This window comes from Superficieibacter sp. 1612_C1, assembly GCF_015234305.1.
In the GTDB taxonomy this organism is placed as follows: Bacteria; Pseudomonadota; Gammaproteobacteria; order Enterobacterales; family Enterobacteriaceae; genus Superficieibacter.
This window is the reverse complement of record NZ_JADGMI010000002.1, coordinates 266,108-281,910: the sequence shown is the minus strand read 5'-3', so window position 1 is coordinate 281,910 and position 15,803 is coordinate 266,108. Positions and strand designations below refer to the sequence as shown.

The 15,803-nt window shown below is 55.8% G+C and carries 13 protein-coding genes; all 13 read right to left on the bottom strand.

What is annotated here, in order from left to right; genetic code table 11:
- Position 1 precedes the first annotated feature (1 nt).
- Positions 2 to 1,531 (bottom strand): NADH-quinone oxidoreductase subunit M, encoded by a 1,530-nt coding sequence (gene nuoM / locus INT84_RS07635; protein ID WP_176920351.1) that lies wholly within the window; start codon positions 1,529 to 1,531, stop codon positions 2 to 4.
- A 161-nt stretch (positions 1,532 to 1,692) separates the two neighbouring features.
- Positions 1,693 to 3,534 (bottom strand): NADH-quinone oxidoreductase subunit L, encoded by a 1,842-nt coding sequence (gene nuoL, locus INT84_RS07630; RefSeq protein ID WP_194206313.1) that lies wholly within the window; start codon positions 3,532 to 3,534, stop codon positions 1,693 to 1,695.
- On the bottom strand, positions 3,531 to 3,833 hold the full coding sequence (gene nuoK, locus INT84_RS07625; RefSeq protein ID WP_049841347.1) for an NADH-quinone oxidoreductase subunit NuoK: 303 nt from the start codon (positions 3,831 to 3,833) through the stop codon (positions 3,531 to 3,533). Before nuoK ends, nuoL begins: the two co-directional genes overlap by 4 nt.
- Positions 3,830 to 4,384: an NADH-quinone oxidoreductase subunit J gene (gene nuoJ, locus INT84_RS07620; RefSeq protein ID WP_176920349.1), complete on the bottom strand. Its 555-nt coding sequence runs from the start codon at positions 4,382 to 4,384 to the stop codon at positions 3,830 to 3,832. The genes nuoK and nuoJ overlap by 4 nt, the downstream gene beginning before the upstream one ends.
- Positions 4,385 to 4,395: 11 nt before the next feature.
- On the bottom strand, positions 4,396 to 4,938 hold the full coding sequence (nuoI, locus tag INT84_RS07615) for an NADH-quinone oxidoreductase subunit NuoI (protein WP_194206312.1): 543 nt from the start codon (positions 4,936 to 4,938) through the stop codon (positions 4,396 to 4,398).
- Positions 4,939 to 4,952: 14 nt separating this feature from the next.
- Positions 4,953 to 5,930 carry an NADH-quinone oxidoreductase subunit NuoH gene (gene nuoH / locus INT84_RS07610; protein ID WP_176920348.1) on the bottom strand — a complete coding sequence of 326 codons (978 nt, stop codon included), beginning with the start codon at positions 5,928 to 5,930 and terminating at the stop codon, positions 4,953 to 4,955.
- Positions 5,927 to 8,653: an NADH-quinone oxidoreductase subunit NuoG gene (nuoG, locus tag INT84_RS07605; protein WP_194206311.1), complete on the bottom strand. Its 2,727-nt coding sequence runs from the start codon at positions 8,651 to 8,653 to the stop codon at positions 5,927 to 5,929. The genes nuoH and nuoG overlap by 4 nt, the downstream gene beginning before the upstream one ends.
- Before the next feature lie 141 nt (positions 8,654 to 8,794).
- Complete coding sequence (gene nuoF, locus INT84_RS07600; RefSeq protein ID WP_176920346.1) at positions 8,795 to 10,132, bottom strand: NADH-quinone oxidoreductase subunit NuoF; 1,338 nt, start codon at positions 10,130 to 10,132, stop codon at positions 8,795 to 8,797.
- Positions 10,129 to 10,629, bottom strand: coding sequence for an NADH-quinone oxidoreductase subunit NuoE (gene nuoE / locus INT84_RS07595; protein WP_194206310.1), 501 nt, complete (start codon positions 10,627 to 10,629; stop codon positions 10,129 to 10,131). The genes nuoF and nuoE overlap by 4 nt, the downstream gene beginning before the upstream one ends.
- Positions 10,630 to 10,631: 2 nt before the next feature.
- A complete protein-coding gene (nuoC, locus tag INT84_RS07590) occupies positions 10,632 to 12,434 on the bottom strand; it encodes an NADH-quinone oxidoreductase subunit C/D (protein ID WP_176920345.1) in 1,803 nt (600 codons plus the stop codon).
- A gap of 88 nt (positions 12,435 to 12,522) precedes the next feature.
- On the bottom strand, positions 12,523 to 13,197 hold the full coding sequence (gene nuoB / locus INT84_RS07585; protein ID WP_002913178.1) for an NADH-quinone oxidoreductase subunit NuoB: 675 nt from the start codon (positions 13,195 to 13,197) through the stop codon (positions 12,523 to 12,525).
- A gap of 21 nt (positions 13,198 to 13,218) precedes the next feature.
- Positions 13,219 to 13,653, bottom strand: coding sequence for an NADH-quinone oxidoreductase subunit NuoA (nuoA, locus tag INT84_RS07580; protein ID WP_103674371.1), 435 nt, complete (start codon positions 13,651 to 13,653; stop codon positions 13,219 to 13,221).
- Positions 13,654 to 14,278: 625 nt separating this feature from the next.
- Positions 14,279 to 15,217 carry a LysR family transcriptional regulator gene (locus INT84_RS07575; RefSeq protein ID WP_194206309.1) on the bottom strand — a complete coding sequence of 313 codons (939 nt, stop codon included), beginning with the start codon at positions 15,215 to 15,217 and terminating at the stop codon, positions 14,279 to 14,281.
- Positions 15,218 to 15,803 lie beyond the last annotated feature (586 nt).

Genomic DNA, 15,803 nt, shown 5'->3' with positions numbered 1-15,803 from the left:
TTTACGGCCTTGTAGTAGAAACGGAATTAACAAACCACTGCTGGATGTTGCTCATCGCAGAATGCGAGGTATCCAGAATCGGCTGAGGCCAGAAGCCCAGCAGTACCAGCAGCACAACCAGTAGCAGAATGATAGACAGCTCGCGCAGCGACATTCCCGGCAGTTCTTGCGCGGCGATTTCGCTTTTCGCTTTACCGAAATAGGCGCGGTGCAGCATGGCCAGCGAGTATACGGAGGCGAACACCAGACCGAAGGTTGAAATCACCGTAATGACCGGAACCACCTTGTAGCTGCCGAACAGGATCATAAATTCGCCAACGAAGTTACCGGTGCCCGGCATCCCAAGCGTCGCCACCGCGAAGAACAGCGACATGGCCGGCAGCCATTTAATTTTGCTCCACAATCCGCCCATCATGCGCATGTCACGGGTATGCAGACGCTCGTAAAGCTGACCACAGATGATGAACATCCCGGCGGCAGAGAGGCCGTGGGCGATCATCTGGATCACTGCACCCTGATATGCCAGCTGGCTGCCGGTGTAAATCGCAATCAGCACGAAGCCCATGTGCGATACGGAGGTGTAAGCAATCAGACGTTTGATATCGGTCTGGGCAAAGGCCATCCACGCGCCGTAGAAAATGCCGATCACACCAAGCCACATGGCAATCGGCGCAAACTCAGCCGAGGCGTTCGGGAACAGCGGCAGAGAGAAACGCAGCAAACCGTAGGCCGCCGTTTTCAGCAGGATACCTGCAAGGTCGACAGAACCGGCGGTCGGGGCCTGGGAGTGGGCGTCCGGCAGCCAGCCGTGCAGCGGCACCACCGGCATTTTCACCGCAAAGGCGATGAAGAAGCCCAGCATCAACAGGTATTCCACCCCGTGTGACATCGGCGTTTTCAGCAGCGCTTCGTAGTCGAAGGTCCAGACGCCGGTCGCGCTATAGTGCACGAAGACCAGCGCCAGAATGGCAATCAGCATCACCAGACCGCTGGCCTGGGTATAGATGAAGAATTTGGTGGCCGCGGAGATACGCGTCTTCCCGTCGGAGGCTTTATGGCCCCACAGCGCAATCAGGAAGTACATCGGCACCAGCATCATCTCCCAGAAGAAGAAGAACAGGAACATGTCGATGGCGAGGAACACGCCGATAACGCCGCCGAGGATCCACATCAGGTTCAGATGGAAGAAGCCCTGATATTTTTCGATCTCACGCCATGAGCAGAGCACCGCCAGTACGCCAAGCAGACCGGTCAGCGTCACCATCAGCAGCGACAGGCCATCCAGCGCCAGATGAATGGAGATACCAAAACGCGGGATCCACGGCAGCAAAAATTCTGACTGCCACTGCGGTAAACCGGCGGATTGCGTCAGAGAATAGCCGCCCTGCAACCAGAGTTGCAGGGAGAGCAAAAACGTCAATCCCATGGTGATCAGCGCGATCCAGCGTGGCACCTTCACGCCGAAGCGTTCGGTCTGCCAGCACAGGAAGCCGCCGATAAAGGGAATTAGTATTAGCCAGGGTAATAGCATGGCGATCTTTGTTCCTTGTTTAAGTCTCCTGAGAGACCTGATTTCAACGAATTCTCACAAAACTCACGTGGGACTGTGGGACTTGATGCCCGGTGGCGCTGCGCTTACCGGGCCTACTCTATGCAGGTCGGGTCCCAGCCCGACCATCCCAAAGTCTCAACTCAACGCAATACCATCAACAGGCCGAGCACTACCACCGCGCCAATGCTCATCGACGCCACGTACCAGCGCAGATAACCGTTCTCGCTGAACAGCAGTCCTTTACCTGCAAAGCGGGAAAGGATAGCCGGGATATTCATCAGCGCATTAAGCGGATCGCGACGGATAAGCCAGGCGATGCCCAGGAACGGCTTAACGAACACTTTGTCGTACAGCCAGTCAAATCCCCAGGCATGGAACCACCAGGTGCCGAAGAAGCGGCCCGGCGCGCTGTTCGCAATTGAGGTCACCAGCGTGCGTTTACCCAGCCACAGCCAGGCAGCAATCAGAATACCGGCAATCGCCACAACGCCTGAGGTGATCTCCAGCGTCAGTACCCGACCGTGCTCCATCTCAGTGGTATGCGGCAGTACATTCTGCAACGGCGGCACAATCAGCGCGCCGAGGAAAGTGGACAGCAGCATCAGCACGATCAGCGGCAGATGGTGCGTGATCCCCTTCCCTGCGTGAGCGTGAATCTGCTCTTTGCCGTGGAAAACAATGAAAATCATGCGGAAGGTATAGAGCGAGGTCATAAACGCCCCGACCAGACCGGCAATCATCAGGTTGAAATGACCATTGGCCATCGCGCCTGCGAGGATCTCATCCTTACTGAAGAAGCCTGCGGTAATTAGCGGCAGCGCCGACAGCGCCGCGCCACCAATCAGGAAGCTCAGGTAGACCAGCGGAATCGACTTGCGCAGGCCGCCCATTTTAAAGATGTTCTGCTCGTGGTGGCAGGCGAGGATCACCGAGCCAGACGCCAGGAACAGCAGCGCTTTAAAGAAGGCGTGAGTCATCAGGTGGAAAATCGCCGCATCCCACGCCTGAACGCCCAGCGCCAGGAACATGTAGCCAATCTGGCTCATGGTGGAGTAGGCGAGCACGCGCTTGATGTCGGTCTGCACCAGCGCGGCAAAACCGGCCATTACCAGCGTCACCGCGCCCACGATGCCAACCAGATGCAGGATTTCCGGCGTCATCAGGAACAGGCCGTGAGTACGCGCAATCAGGTACACACCCGCAGTGACCATCGTCGCGGCGTGGATCAGCGCAGAGACCGGCGTCGGACCGGCCATCGCGTCAGCAAGCCAGGTCTGCAACGGCAGCTGTGCCGATTTACCGACCGCGCCGCCCAACAGCATCAGCGTCGCCCACTGCAACGTGGTGCTACCGTTGGCGAAGTGCTGCGGTGCCAGCTCGACCATCTCGCGAAAGTTCAGCGTGCCCAGTTCGTTATAGAGAATGAACAGCGCGAAGGCGAGGAACACGTCACCAACGCGCGTCACCACGAACGCTTTCATCGCTGCCGCGCCGTTCTTCGGATCGGTATAGTAGAAACCGATCAGCAGATAGGAGCACAGGCCCACGCCTTCCCAGCCGAGATACATCAGCAGCAGGTTATCGGACAGCACCAGAATGACCATGCTGGCGATAAACAGGTTGGTGTAGGCGAAGAAGCGGGAGTAGCCCTCTTCACCGCGCATGTACCAGGAAGCGAACATATGAATGAGGAAGCCGACGCCGGTCACCACCGAGAGCATGGTCAGCGACAGGCCGTCCAGCACGAGGTTAAAACCGATATTGAAATCGCCGACCGACATCCAGGTCCACAGCGGCTGGCTGAACGGCGTACGATCGCCATTCAGGAAATCCATGCCGACAAACGCGGTAACCAGCGCCGCGAGGCCGATGGACCCCACGCCGACCGTGGCCGAGAGATTCTCAGACCAGCGTCCGCGTGAGAACGCCAGCAGAAGGAAGCCAATCAATGGCAGAATAATGGTTAAGGCAAGCATGTTCATCCACGCAACTCACTTACTGAATCGATGTTCAGATTCTGGCGGCGACGATGGAGCTGTAGCAACAGCGCCAGGCCAATACTCGCCTCGGCAGCCGCAAGGCTGATGGCAAGAATGTACATCACCTGACCATCGGTCTGGCCCCAGTAGCTTCCCGCCACCACAAAGGCCAGCGCGGAAGCATTAATCATGATCTCCAGCCCAATCAGCATAAACAGCAGATTGCGGCGGATGACCAGCCCGGTTAAACCCAGCACAAACAGAATGGCTGCAAGGATCAGCCCGTGTTGTAAGGGGATCATGCGTGCTCCTCCGTTTTTCTTTTCGCGCTGTCATTCGGACGGTTGCTCAGCACCTCGCCCGCGCGATCTTCGCGCCCGACGTGGAAAGCCACCACCAGACCCGCCAGCAGCAGCATAGAAGCCAGTTCAACCGCCAGAACGTAAGGGCCAAACAGCGTAATACCGACCGCTTTCGCGCTGATGGCCGCGCCGTCGATACCCTGATCGTTAACGTGCAGAATGGCATAAATCATCACCACCAGCAGTACCGCGGATAACACAGCCGGGCCTGCCCAAATTTGCGGCTTCAGCCACTGGCGCTCCTGCTCGATCTCAGAACCGCCCAGGTTGAGCATCATCACCACGAAAACAAACAGCACCATGATGGCCCCGGCGTAGACGATGATCTCCAGCGCCCCGGCAAAATACGCGCCGAGGGAAAAGAAAACCCCCGCAATCGCCAGCAGGGACACAATCAGATACAGCAGCGCATGGATCGGATTGGTATGCGTAACGACCCTAAGCGTCGTCAGGATGGCAACCAGGCCACAGATATAAAAAGCGAACTCCATTGCCCCTCTCCTTACGGTAACAGGCCTTTGACGTCGATAGGCTTGGCTTCGTTTTCCGCTTCGCCCTTATCTTTGCCGTCGATTGCCATACCTGCCATCCGGTAGAAGTTATATTCCGGGTATTTGCCCGGACCGGAGATCAGCAGATCCTCTTTTTCGAATACCAGATCCTGACGCTTGTACTCGCCCAGCTCAAAGTCCGGCGTCAGCTGGATCGCCGTGGTCGGACAGGCCTCTTCGCACAGTCCGCAAAAAATGCAGCGTGAGAAGTTGATGCGGAAAAACTCCGGATACCAGCGGCCATCTTTGGTCTCGGCTTTTTGCAGCGAGATACAGCCTACCGGACAGGCTACCGCACACAGGTTACAGGCAACGCAGCGCTCGGCCCCGTCCGGATCGCGCGTCAGCACGATACGGCCACGGTAGCGCGGCGGCAGGTAAACCGGCTCTTCCGGATACATGCGCGTTTCGCGTTTGGCGAAGGCGTGCAGGCCGATCATCCAGATACTACGAACCTGGGTGCCGAAGCCCACTACTAATTCTTTTAAGGTCATGGTCTATAAGCCCCTTATTGCGCCTGCCAGAGAATGACAGCCGCCGTTACCAGCAAGTTGATCAGCGTCAGCGGCAGGCAAATTTTCCAGCCGAAGGACATTACCTGGTCATAACGCGGACGCGGTAATGATGCGCGGATCAAAATAAACATCATCATAAAGAACGCCGTTTTGATGGCGAACCAGATGAATGGCGGTAAGAACGGGCCCTGCCAGCCCCCGAAGAACAGGGTGACAATCATCGCCGATACAGTAACGATACCGATGTATTCCCCCACAAAGAACAGACCGAATTTCATACCGGAATATTCAATGTGGTAACCGTCGGCCAGTTCCTGCTCGGCTTCCGGCTGGTCAAACGGATGGCGGTGACAGACCGCCACACCCGCGATGGCAAAGGTCACAAAACCAAAGAACTGCGGGATCACGTTCCAGATGTCGGCCTGGTTATTAACGATGTCGGTCATATTGAATGAACCGGCCTGCGCCACCACGCCCATCACGGACAATCCCAGAAATACTTCATAGCTCAGGGTTTGTGCGGAGGCACGCATCGCACCGAGCAGCGAGTATTTGTTATTACTGGACCAGCCGGCGAACAGCACCGCATAGACCGCCAGACCCGCCATCATCAGGAAGAACAAAATCCCGATGTTCAGGTCGGCCACCACCCAGCTCGGGCTGACTGGCACAATGGCGAAGGCCAGCAGCAGCGAGGTGAAGGCGATCATCGGTGCCAGGGTAAAGATGACGCGGTCCGAGAATTTCGGGATCCAGTCCTCTTTAAAGAACATCTTGATCATGTCCGCGACCAGCTGAAGCGAACCGCCCCAGCCGACGCGGTTCGGTCCGTAACGGTTCTGGAACAGACCGAGCAGACGACGTTCGCCGAAGCTCATGAACGCGCCGCAGGTCACAACGACCAGCAGGATCACAACCGCTTTCAGGATGCTTAACAGAACGTCAATAACTTCCGGTGTTAACCAGCTCATGCTTGTGCCTCCCGCAGATCCTCAAGACGCGCGCCCGCCAGTACCGGGGCGATACCCGGCATCCCCATCGGTAAGCCCAACTGCCCTGCCGTCAATCCTTCGGCAATCACCACCGGCAGGCTGACCGTCTGGCCTTCATAACTGAAGGAGACGTTGGCCCCGGCGTTAACGCCAAGTTTGGCAGCATCCGCCGGATTCAGGCGAATATAAGGCTGCGGCATACGCTGCTGGAACACCGGCGAACGCTGCGACATTTCGTCGCTGCCGAACAGATGGTAGTAAGGCGCGATACGCCATTTCCCTTCTTCCGCCTGGAAACTTTCCGGCACGCTGGCAAAGAAATCCAGCCCCGTTTCGGAGGCTTCGATCAGACGTACGCCCGGATCGCCGTGACGCAGATGGCCGCCCACTTCGGCCTGGAATTTATTCCACGCCTGTGGCGAGTTCCAGCCCGGTGCCCAGGCAAAAGGAATTTGCGAGCGCGGCGCGGATGGCTGGTTGTTCCCTTCCATCGAGAAGGCGAACATAGTGTCTTTATCCTGCGGCTGACGCGGTTCATGCACGCTGATATTGGCGCGCATCGCCGTACGGCCACTGTAGCGATGCGGTTCACGCGCCAGTTTCTGCCCGCGAATACGGAACGCGGCATCCGGCGCAGCATCTTTAATGCCTGCCAGTTGCGGCATCGCCGCGATGGTCGCATCAATCACATGGTCAAGCTGCGTCCAGTCCACTTCGCGGTTTTCTACCGTGCTGTGCAGCGAATGCAGCCAGCGCCAGCTTTCCAGCATGATAGTGCTGTTGTCGTAATAGGCCGGATCGTAAACCTGGAAGAAGCGCTGCGCGCGGCCTTCGTTGTTGATGACCGTGCCGTCGCTTTCGGCGAAGCTCGCCGCAGGCAGAACCAGATGCGCATAATCCATAATGGCGGTGCGCTGATGGTCAATCACCATCACCAGCGGCGCTTTGGCAAGCGCAGCGTCCACGCGAGCGGCGCTGGCGTGACGATGCAGATCGTTTTCCAGTACTACCACCGCGTCTGCCGCGCCGGATTCCAGTTCGTCCAGCGCGTCGTCCAGCGAGCCACCGCCAATCATGCCGAGGCCCATGCTGTTAACCGCGCGCGCAATCATGGTGATGCCTACGTCCGCGCCACGACCCTGGAGTGCTTTCGCCACGTTGGCCGCCGCCTGGATCACATCCGCGCTGCCCGAGTTAGTCCCGGAGATAATCAGCGGCTTCTTCGCACCCGCGAGGGCCTGTACCACGACGTCAATCTTGTTTTGCAGATCGCGATCGATACCTTCTACCGCCGGAGAGTTGCTGTCCAGCGCGTTGGCAATTGCAAAGCCAAAGCGCGCCTGATCTTCCACCGGGGCACGGTAGGTCCATGCGGCGATGTCGTCCAGACGGGTGTTATCGACGTTAGTCACAAACAGCGGATGCTTCGCACGCTGGCCGATGTTCAGGATGGCGGCAATCTGCCAGTCGGCGACTTTCTGCGCCGCTGCCATTTCGCGCGCTTTACCTTTCACTGCCTGGCGTACGGCCAGCGAGACGCGTGCGCCAGTCTGGGTGATGTCTTCACCCAGAATCAGCACCGCATCGTAAGATTCGATTTCACGCAGCGCCGGGGTACGGATGCCGCCTTCGCGCAGCACTTTCAGGACCAGCTCAAGGCGCTCCTGTTCGCCGCGCGCAATGCCGGTGTAGAAGTTTTCTGCCCCTACCAGTTCACGCAGCGCAAAGTTACTTTCAACGCTGGCGCGTGGGGAGCCGATACCAATCACTTTTTTCGACTGGCGCAGAATATCCGCCGCGCCCTGCATCGCCTGTTCGGCGTTGAGGGTGATGAGATCCGCACCACGGCGCTGAACCGGCTGACGCGGACGGTCTTTCAGGTTCACGTAACCGTAGCCAAAACGGCCACGGTCGCAGAGGAAGTAGTGGTTCACGGTGCCGTTATAACGGTTTTCGATGCGACGCAGTTCGCCGTAACGCTCACCCGGACTGGTGTTGCAGCCCAGCGAGCACTGCTGGCAGATGCTTGGCGCAAACTGCATATCCCACTTACGGTTGTAGCGTTCGGAGTGGGTTTTATCGGTGAATACGCCGGTCGGGCAGATTTCGACCAGGTTGCCGGAGAATTCGCTTTCCAGCGTACCGTCTTCCGGGCGACCGAAGTAGACGTTGTCGTGTGCGCCATAAACGCCCAGATCCTGACCGTCGGCATAATCTTTGTAGTAACGCACGCAGCGGTAGCAGGCGATGCAGCGGTTCATTTCGTGGGAGATGAACGGCCCCAGATCCTGATTGCGGTGGGTACGCTTGGTAAAACGATAACGACGGAAGCTGTGGCCCGTCATTACGGTCATATCCTGAAGGTGGCAGTTACCGCCCTCTTCGCACACCGGACAGTCGTGCGGGTGGTTAGTCATTAACCACTCCACCACGCTTTCGCGGAACTGTTTCGCTTCTTCATCATCGATGGAGATAAACGTTCCGTCCGAGGCCGGCGTCATACAGGACATGACCAGGCGGCCACGCGTGTCTTCCGCGTTTTGATATTGCTTCACCGCACACTGGCGGCAAGCCCCGACGCTGCCCAGCGCCGGGTGCCAGCAAAAGTACGGAATATCGAGGCCGTGAGACAGACAAGCCTGTAGCAGGTTGTCCGCACCATTGACCTCATATTCTTTGCCGTCTACATGAATCGTAGCCATTAGCATGCTTCCAAATTAAAAATCGTTACCACTTCCTCATTCAGGCCGCCTCTGCGTTGGCTGCCTTCCTTCACCCCGGTCACTTCTCCCGAGGATTCACTCAGTTGCCGCCTTGATGCAACCTGAATGAGTTTGTGGGACTCACCAGCGCGCTTTCAACAGGTTCGGCTGAATACCACCAATCACGTGGGTATTGCTGAAGGTCTGCTTGATGCCTGCTTCGAATTCGTCGCGGAAATATTTAATCGCGCTTTGCAGCGGTTCGACCGCGCCCGGCGCATGTGCACAGAAGGTTTTACCCGGCCCGAGGAAACGACACAGTTGCTCAAGTGTCTCGATATCCCCCGGCTGGCCTTCGCCGCGCTCAAGGGCGCGCAGAATTTTTACGCTCCACGGCAGACCGTCGCGGCACGGCGTACACCAGCCGCAGGACTCGCGGGCGAAGAACTCTTCCAGGTTGCGTACCAGCGGCACCATGCCAATTTCATGGTCAACCGCCATTGCCAGCGCCGTACCCAGACGGCTGCCCGCTTTGCCGATGCTTTCGAACTCCATCGGCAGATCCAGATGCGCTTCGGTCAGGAAGTCGGTTCCCGCGCCGCCCGGCTGCCAGGCTTTGAATTTCAGCCCGTCGCGCATGCCACCCGCATATTCTTCGAGGATTTCGCGCGCGGTGGTGCCAAACGGCAGCTCCCAGACGCCCGGATTTTTCACCCGGCCGGAGAAGCCCATCAGCTTGGTGCCCGCGTCTTTGCTGGTTGAAATGCCCTGATACCACTCCACGCCGTTGGCGAGAATGGCCGGTACGTTGCACAGGGTTTCAACGTTATTCACGCAGGTCGGTTTACCCCACACGCCGCTGCTCGCCGGGAACGGCGGCTTGGAACGCGGGTTGGCGCGACGGCCTTCCAGGGAGTTAATCAGCGCGGTCTCTTCGCCGCAGATATAGCGCCCTGCCCCGGTATGCACGAACAGTTCGAAGTCAAAACCGGTGCCGAGAATATTTTTGCCCAGCAAACCCGCTTCGGTGGCTTCAGCAATCGCGCGGCGCAGATTTTCCGCCGCTTCGATATATTCGCCGCGCAGGAAGATGTAGCCGCGGTACGCTTTCAGCGCGAACGCGGAGATCAGCATGCCTTCCACCAGCAGGTGCGGCAGCTGCTCCATCAGCAGGCGGTCTTTATAGGTGCCCGGCTCCATTTCATCGGCGTTACACAGCAGGTAACGGATGTTCATGGATTCGTCTTTCGGCATCAGGCTCCACTTCAGGCCGGTGGAGAAACCCGCGCCGCCACGCCCTTTCAGGCCGGAGTCTTTTACCGCGTTGACGATATCGTCGGGGGCCATGCCGGAGAGCGCTTTACGCGCGCCTTCATAGCCGTTTTTGCTCTGATATTCGTCCAGCCATACCGGCTGCTTGTCGTCGCGCAGACGCCAGGTTAGCGGGTGCGTTTCGGGAGTGCGTATAATGTTCTTCATTTATACTGCTCCAGCAGATCGGGGATCGCCTCCGGCGTCAGATGGCTGTGAGTGTCCTCATCAATCATCATGGTCGGCCCTTTGTCGCAGTTGCCCAGACAGCAGGTCGGCAGGAGAGTGAAACGCCCGTCAAAGGTGGTCTGGCCCGGCTTGATATTGAGTTTTTTCTCAATCGCAGCCTGAATGCCCTGATAGCCAGTGATATGGCAAACCACGCTGTCGCAGTAGCGGATCACATGACGGCCCACCGGCTGACGGAAGATCTGGCTGTAAAACGTCGCCACGCCTTCCACGTCGCTGGCCGGAATTTGTAAGACTTCAGCAATGGCGTAGATCGCGCCATCCGGCACCCATCCACGCTGCTTCTGAACGATTTTCAGCGCTTCAATGGACGCTGCACGCGGATCTTCATAGTGATACAATTCGTGTTCGATTGCTTCACGTTCTGCCGCACTCAGCTCAAAAGCCTCGGTCTGTGGTTGTTGATTTTCGTGCATAATTAGCGGTCCACGTCTGACATAACAAAGTCGATACTGCCCAGATAAACGATCAGATCCGACACCAGGCTGCCGCGGATCGCCGATGGGATCTGCTGTAGGTGCGCAAAGCTTGGCGTGCGCACGCGGGTGCGGTAGCTCATGGTGCTGCCGTCGCTGGTCAGGTAGTAGCTGTTGATCCCCTTGGTCGCCTCGATCATCTGGAAGGATTCGTTGGCGGGCATGACTGGCCCCCACGATACTTGCAGGAAGTGAGTGATCAGGGTTTCGATATGCTGTAGCGTGCGCTCTTTCGGCGGCGGCGTGGTCAGCGGGTGATCCGCTTTGAACGGGCCTTCCGGCATGTTATTGAGGCACTGCTCAAGAATGCGCAGGCTCTGGCGCAGCTCTTCCACTTTCAGCATCACGCGGGTATAGCAGTCGGAGACACCACCACCGAGCGGAATTTCAAAGTCGAAGTTTTCATAACCAGAGTAAGGACGCGCCTTACGAATGTCGAAGTCAATGCCGGTCGCACGCAGGCCCGCGCCGGTTGTGCCCCACTCCAGCGCCTCTTTGGCACCGTAAGCGGCCACGCCCTGAGCACGGCCTTTCAGAATACTGTTGCGCAGCGCGGCTTTCTCATAGGACGCCAGACGTTTCGGCATCCAGTCGAGGAATTCACGCAGCAGGCGATCCCATCCGCGCGGCAGGTCGTGCGCCACGCCGCCGATGCGGAACCATGCCGGGTGCATACGGAAACCGGTAATCGCTTCCACCAGATCGTAGATTTTCTGACGGTCGGTAAAGGCAAAGAACACCGGCGTCATTGCGCCGACGTCCTGAATAAAGGTCGAGATATAGAGCAGGTGGCTGTTAATGCGGAACAGCTCAGAGAGCATCACGCGGATCACGTCAACGCGTTCCGGCACCTTAATGCCCGCCAGTTTCTCAACGGCCAGCACGTATGGCATTTCGTTAACGCAGCCGCCGAGGTACTCGATACGGTCGGTATACGGAATGTAGCTGTGCCAGGACTGACGCTCGCCCATCTTCTCAGCGCCACGGTGGTGGTAGCCGATGTCAGGCACGCAGTCGACAATCTCTTCGCCGTCCAGCTGAAGGATAATACGGAAAGCACCGTGCGCGGACGGGTGGTTCGGGCCGAGGTTGAGGAACATGAAGTCCTCATTCTCAGTACCACGTTTCATCCCCCAGTCTTCCGGCTTGAAGGTCAGCGCTTCCATCTCCAGATCCTGTTTGGCTTTGGTCAGCTCAAACGGATCGAATTCGGTGGCGCGCGCCGGATAGTCTTTACGCAGCGGGTGACCGGTCCAGGTCTGCGGCATCATAATGCGCGTCAGGTGCGGGTGGCCTTCGATATCGATACCGAACATTTCCCAGGTTTCACGCTCATACCAGTTGGCGTTAGGGAAAAGTTTGGTGAACGTCGGCACGCGCAGGTCATTTTCGGACAATGCCACCTTGAGCATGATATCGCGATTGCGTTCAATGGAAATCAGGTGGTAGAAAACGGAAAAATCCGCGGCGGGTAACCCGTCACGGTGCGTGCGAAGACGTTCGTCCATGCCGTGTAAGTCAAACAGCATGACGTAAGGTTTTGGCAGTCTCTTTAAGAAATCGCCCACTTCCAGTAACTGCTCACGCTTAACCCAAACAACGGGAACCCCGGTGCGGGTCGCCTGAACGGTAAAGGCATCCGGCCCAAAACGGTTGCGCAGTTCGCCAATGACCGGGTCATCGAGATGGTCCCGGGTCTGCCATGCAGCGTCTTGCGCGGTTAAATCGGTCATAATGTTCACCATTGCAAATGGTCCGTGGTGACTGTCCGGCAGAGCTTCGCGCTATTTGTTTTACTATGCGAAGATGTAGTCCTCTGCCGACAGGCGCAAATTAAATCTCGTCAGGCGTCCGCAGATTGGTCACTGCAATACGTTCGCCGCGTTTACGCTCGCGTTCCGACTGCATGTTGGCGCGGTACACGCCCTGATCGCCGACCACCCATGACAGCGGACGGCGCTCTTTGCCAATCGACTCCTGCAACAGCATCAGTGCCTGCATATAAGCTTCCGGACGCGGCGGGCAGCCGGGGATATAGACATCCACCGGGATAAATTTATCGACGCCCTGCACTACCGAATAGATATCGTACATGCCGCCAGAGTTGGCACAGGCTCCCATGGAAATGACCCATTTCGGCTCCAGCATCTGATCGTACAGACGTTGAATGACCGGGGCCATCTTGGTAAAGCAGGTTCCCGCCACCACCATGAGATCCGCCTGACGCGGCGAGGCGCGCAGAACTTCTGCACCAAAACGCGCAACGTCATGCACCGCAGTGAATGACGTCACCATTTCTACGTAGCAGCAGGACAGGCCGAAGTTGTAAGGCCAGATTGAGTTTTTACGGCCCCAGTTCACCATGTCATGCAGGGCATGCTCAAGCTTGCCCATATACACGCTTTTGTTAACTTCCTGCTCGAGGGGATCGGTAACAATCTCCTGTTTTTGCAGGGGGTAACGGTCGTTCTCACCGTTAGGATCTATGCGGGTGAGCGTATAATCCATCTTATTGCCTCGCTTCTGGCGTTAACGATTAGTGCGGTCTGTTTCCGGGTTCATCAGTTCACGGCGCGAACGTACAGGCGTCCAGTCCAGCGCACGCACACGAACGAGGTAAACCAGGCCAGCCAGCAGCACTAAAATAAAAATTGCAGCTTCTGCAAAACCTACCCAGCCGCTTTCGCGGATTGAGGTCGACCATGCAAAGAGATAAAGGGCTTCTACGTCAAAGATAACGAAGAACATCGCGACCAGATAGAACTTGGCGGACAGGCGCAGTCGGGCGGTGCCGACCGAATCAATACCCGATTCAAAGGGAGTATTTTTGTGCCTGGCGCGGGCGCGACCGCCAAGATACCAGCCGCCAACCAGCATTAAGCAGCACAGGCCGATGGCAACGACGAGAAATACAGCGAATGCCCAGTGATGAGCGATGACTTCAGTGGATGTTGACATACGCATTGCTTAGCTCAAAAGGTAGCACTAAAACCCCTGCTCTTAACGGCAGGTGAGCGCCACATCTGTTCATGGGGAGGAATAAAAAACCATACATTTACTGCGTAAATATTAAAACCGCTAAATGATGTGGTTTTTTACTCCTTTCTATAACCTTTTGTCAACTTTAACAAAAGTTTCTTCACATTAATTCACATCAAACACGTTTCATTAACATTACGTGCCTTTTCCCCTCAAAGAAACCGGGTTCATTGTCAGGATTCAGGGCTGTTGAATCGTGTCCGTCAGCGCAGAGAAATGTATTACCCTCCTATTTTGACAGGATTTTGCCGTAATGCCTCCCCCTAATGAGGAGTATTTTCTTGATCTGTGACACGCTTTTGTTAATCCACCACTAAAAAAGCAACAAATTTGCATTATTTTTTAACATTAGCCAATAGGCTGAAGAGAAACAGGGTTATTAAACAATAATGTTTAAACAACGACTTAAACGCCTGCTACCGGGAACACCAGGTAAAAACATCGTCGTTGCGCGAGGTGAATTGTTCAAAAAACAAACCACAGAGACGTTTTCTGTCGTCTGCGGTTTATTTTTACATTTACAATTTGTTACGGGATAAAGGAGAAATTGTTAGTCGATATCCCCTTCAATGACGAGGTTTTTCTCTCCCCCTTCATAGGTAGGCAGCGGAGAAAGCAAGGGACGCTGAGCATCATACAATGTTCTGAAGATAGCGTGCGCCAGCTCGTTGGTGCTGTATGGGTTATAGCACAGCTGATAATCCGTATCCGGTAATGGCGGTAACCCATCGGCACGGCCCAATACCCGCAGCTCCGGCCCCATCATTTCAACCGGCCGCGCCGTCACGCCCAGCCCGGCTTTTACCGCGCTCCTGACCGCAGACAGCGTGGAGGCGACATAGGCTAGCCGCCATGGAATTTGCGCCTCATCCAGCGTGCGGATGGCCATTTCCCGGAACGGGCTCGGTTCATCAAGGATGACCAGCGGGATCGGCTCCGATTTCTGTAGCATAAATTCCGCCGCGCAGTACCACAGCGTCGGAGAGGTCCGTAACATCTGACAGGCAAACTGCGTCGGGCGCTCGGTCGTCAACATCAGGTCGACCTCCTGGCCTTCCATCATTTCAACGAGGGTCGAGTTGTGCTTTATACGAATATCCAGCGTCAGCCGCGGCCAGGCTGAGCTAATACGGTTGAGCAAAAACGGCAACAGGATATCAGCAGATTCACTGGATGCCCCGATAGTCAACTCTCCATGTAAATCGTTGAATACCAGCGAGGAACACGCTTCATCATTAAAACGCAGGATTTTGCGTGCGTAACCTAAAAGCTGGATCCCCTGTTCGGTGAGCAGCTTATTACGACCATGACGAACAAAAAGCTCTTTTTCTACTAACTGTTCAAGCCGCTGCATCTGCTGACTGACGGCAGACTGAGTTCGACAAACCGCGACAGCCGCCGCAGCAAAGGTGTTGCAATCGGCGACCGCCACAAAGGTTCTCAGCAGATCGAGGTCGAGATTAATTATCGGACGATTTGCGTTAATCATATTTTTCCACTTACAGGCTGCTCGCAACTGACCTGCCTGGATTGATGCTGTGCTCAAAGAGTCAGGCAATTCCATTTATACCCACCCGGCAGGATTGTCCTGCACAGAGGATCTGAACGAGCGTTATTGCAAATACATACCTGCTAACACTCAGCAGGCTCCCTGGCTATATTTTGAAATGCAATAGTAAGAAAGAATATTCACGCAGAGCATTTATAGATAACGTCAGCCATAAATACTTGTTGCCTTCAAACTCCAGTGCAATACGGTTTGTGACCGCTTCGCACGATATTCCTTACTATAATGCAAACGAAACATAAGCAATAACAACGTAATAAAGCATTTTCACATGAAGGTCATGGCCGCGACTGACACGCCCTCAGACTATTCATCCGGGTATCTTAACCGAAAAATTCTTCTGTTATAAGTGTATCTACGAATAATCTTACAAAGATCTTTTTCAGGATATCAATTCGTTTTTATTCAATTAACATTTGGGCAAGCTGAATCATAAATAATAAAGAACCTTTAATTATCCACCGAATATTTCATTAACAATATTTAACACCAAATTCACAAAAAAGGT

Excerpts from the sequence above, each read along its gene's own strand:
- nuoG (WP_194206311.1), bottom strand. The coding sequence starts at position 8,653 with ATGGCTACGATTCATGTAGACGGCAAAGAATATGAGGTCAATGGTGCG.
- nuoE (WP_194206310.1), bottom strand. The coding sequence starts at position 10,629 with ATGCACGAAAATCAACAACCACAGACCGAGGCTTTTGAGCTGAGTGCG.
- nuoL (WP_194206313.1), bottom strand. The coding sequence starts at position 3,534 with ATGAACATGCTTGCCTTAACCATTATTCTGCCATTGATTGGCTTCCTT.
- nuoF (WP_176920346.1), bottom strand. The coding sequence starts at position 10,132 with ATGAAGAACATTATACGCACTCCCGAAACGCACCCGCTAACCTGGCGT.
- nuoB (WP_002913178.1), bottom strand. The coding sequence starts at position 13,197 with ATGGATTATACGCTCACCCGCATAGATCCTAACGGTGAGAACGACCGT.
- nuoH (WP_176920348.1), bottom strand. The coding sequence starts at position 5,930 with ATGAGCTGGTTAACACCGGAAGTTATTGACGTTCTGTTAAGCATCCTG.
- nuoJ (WP_176920349.1), bottom strand. The coding sequence starts at position 4,384 with ATGGAGTTCGCTTTTTATATCTGTGGCCTGGTTGCCATCCTGACGACG.
- nuoM (WP_176920351.1), bottom strand. The coding sequence starts at position 1,531 with ATGCTATTACCCTGGCTAATACTAATTCCCTTTATCGGCGGCTTCCTG.
- INT84_RS07575 (WP_194206309.1), bottom strand. The coding sequence starts at position 15,217 with ATGATTAACGCAAATCGTCCGATAATTAATCTCGACCTCGATCTGCTG.
- nuoK (WP_049841347.1), bottom strand. The coding sequence starts at position 3,833 with ATGATCCCCTTACAACACGGGCTGATCCTTGCAGCCATTCTGTTTGTG.
- nuoA (WP_103674371.1), bottom strand. The coding sequence starts at position 13,653 with ATGCGTATGTCAACATCCACTGAAGTCATCGCTCATCACTGGGCATTC.
- nuoC (WP_176920345.1), bottom strand. The coding sequence starts at position 12,434 with ATGGTGAACATTATGACCGATTTAACCGCGCAAGACGCTGCATGGCAG.
- nuoI (WP_194206312.1), bottom strand. The coding sequence starts at position 4,938 with ATGACCTTAAAAGAATTAGTAGTGGGCTTCGGCACCCAGGTTCGTAGT.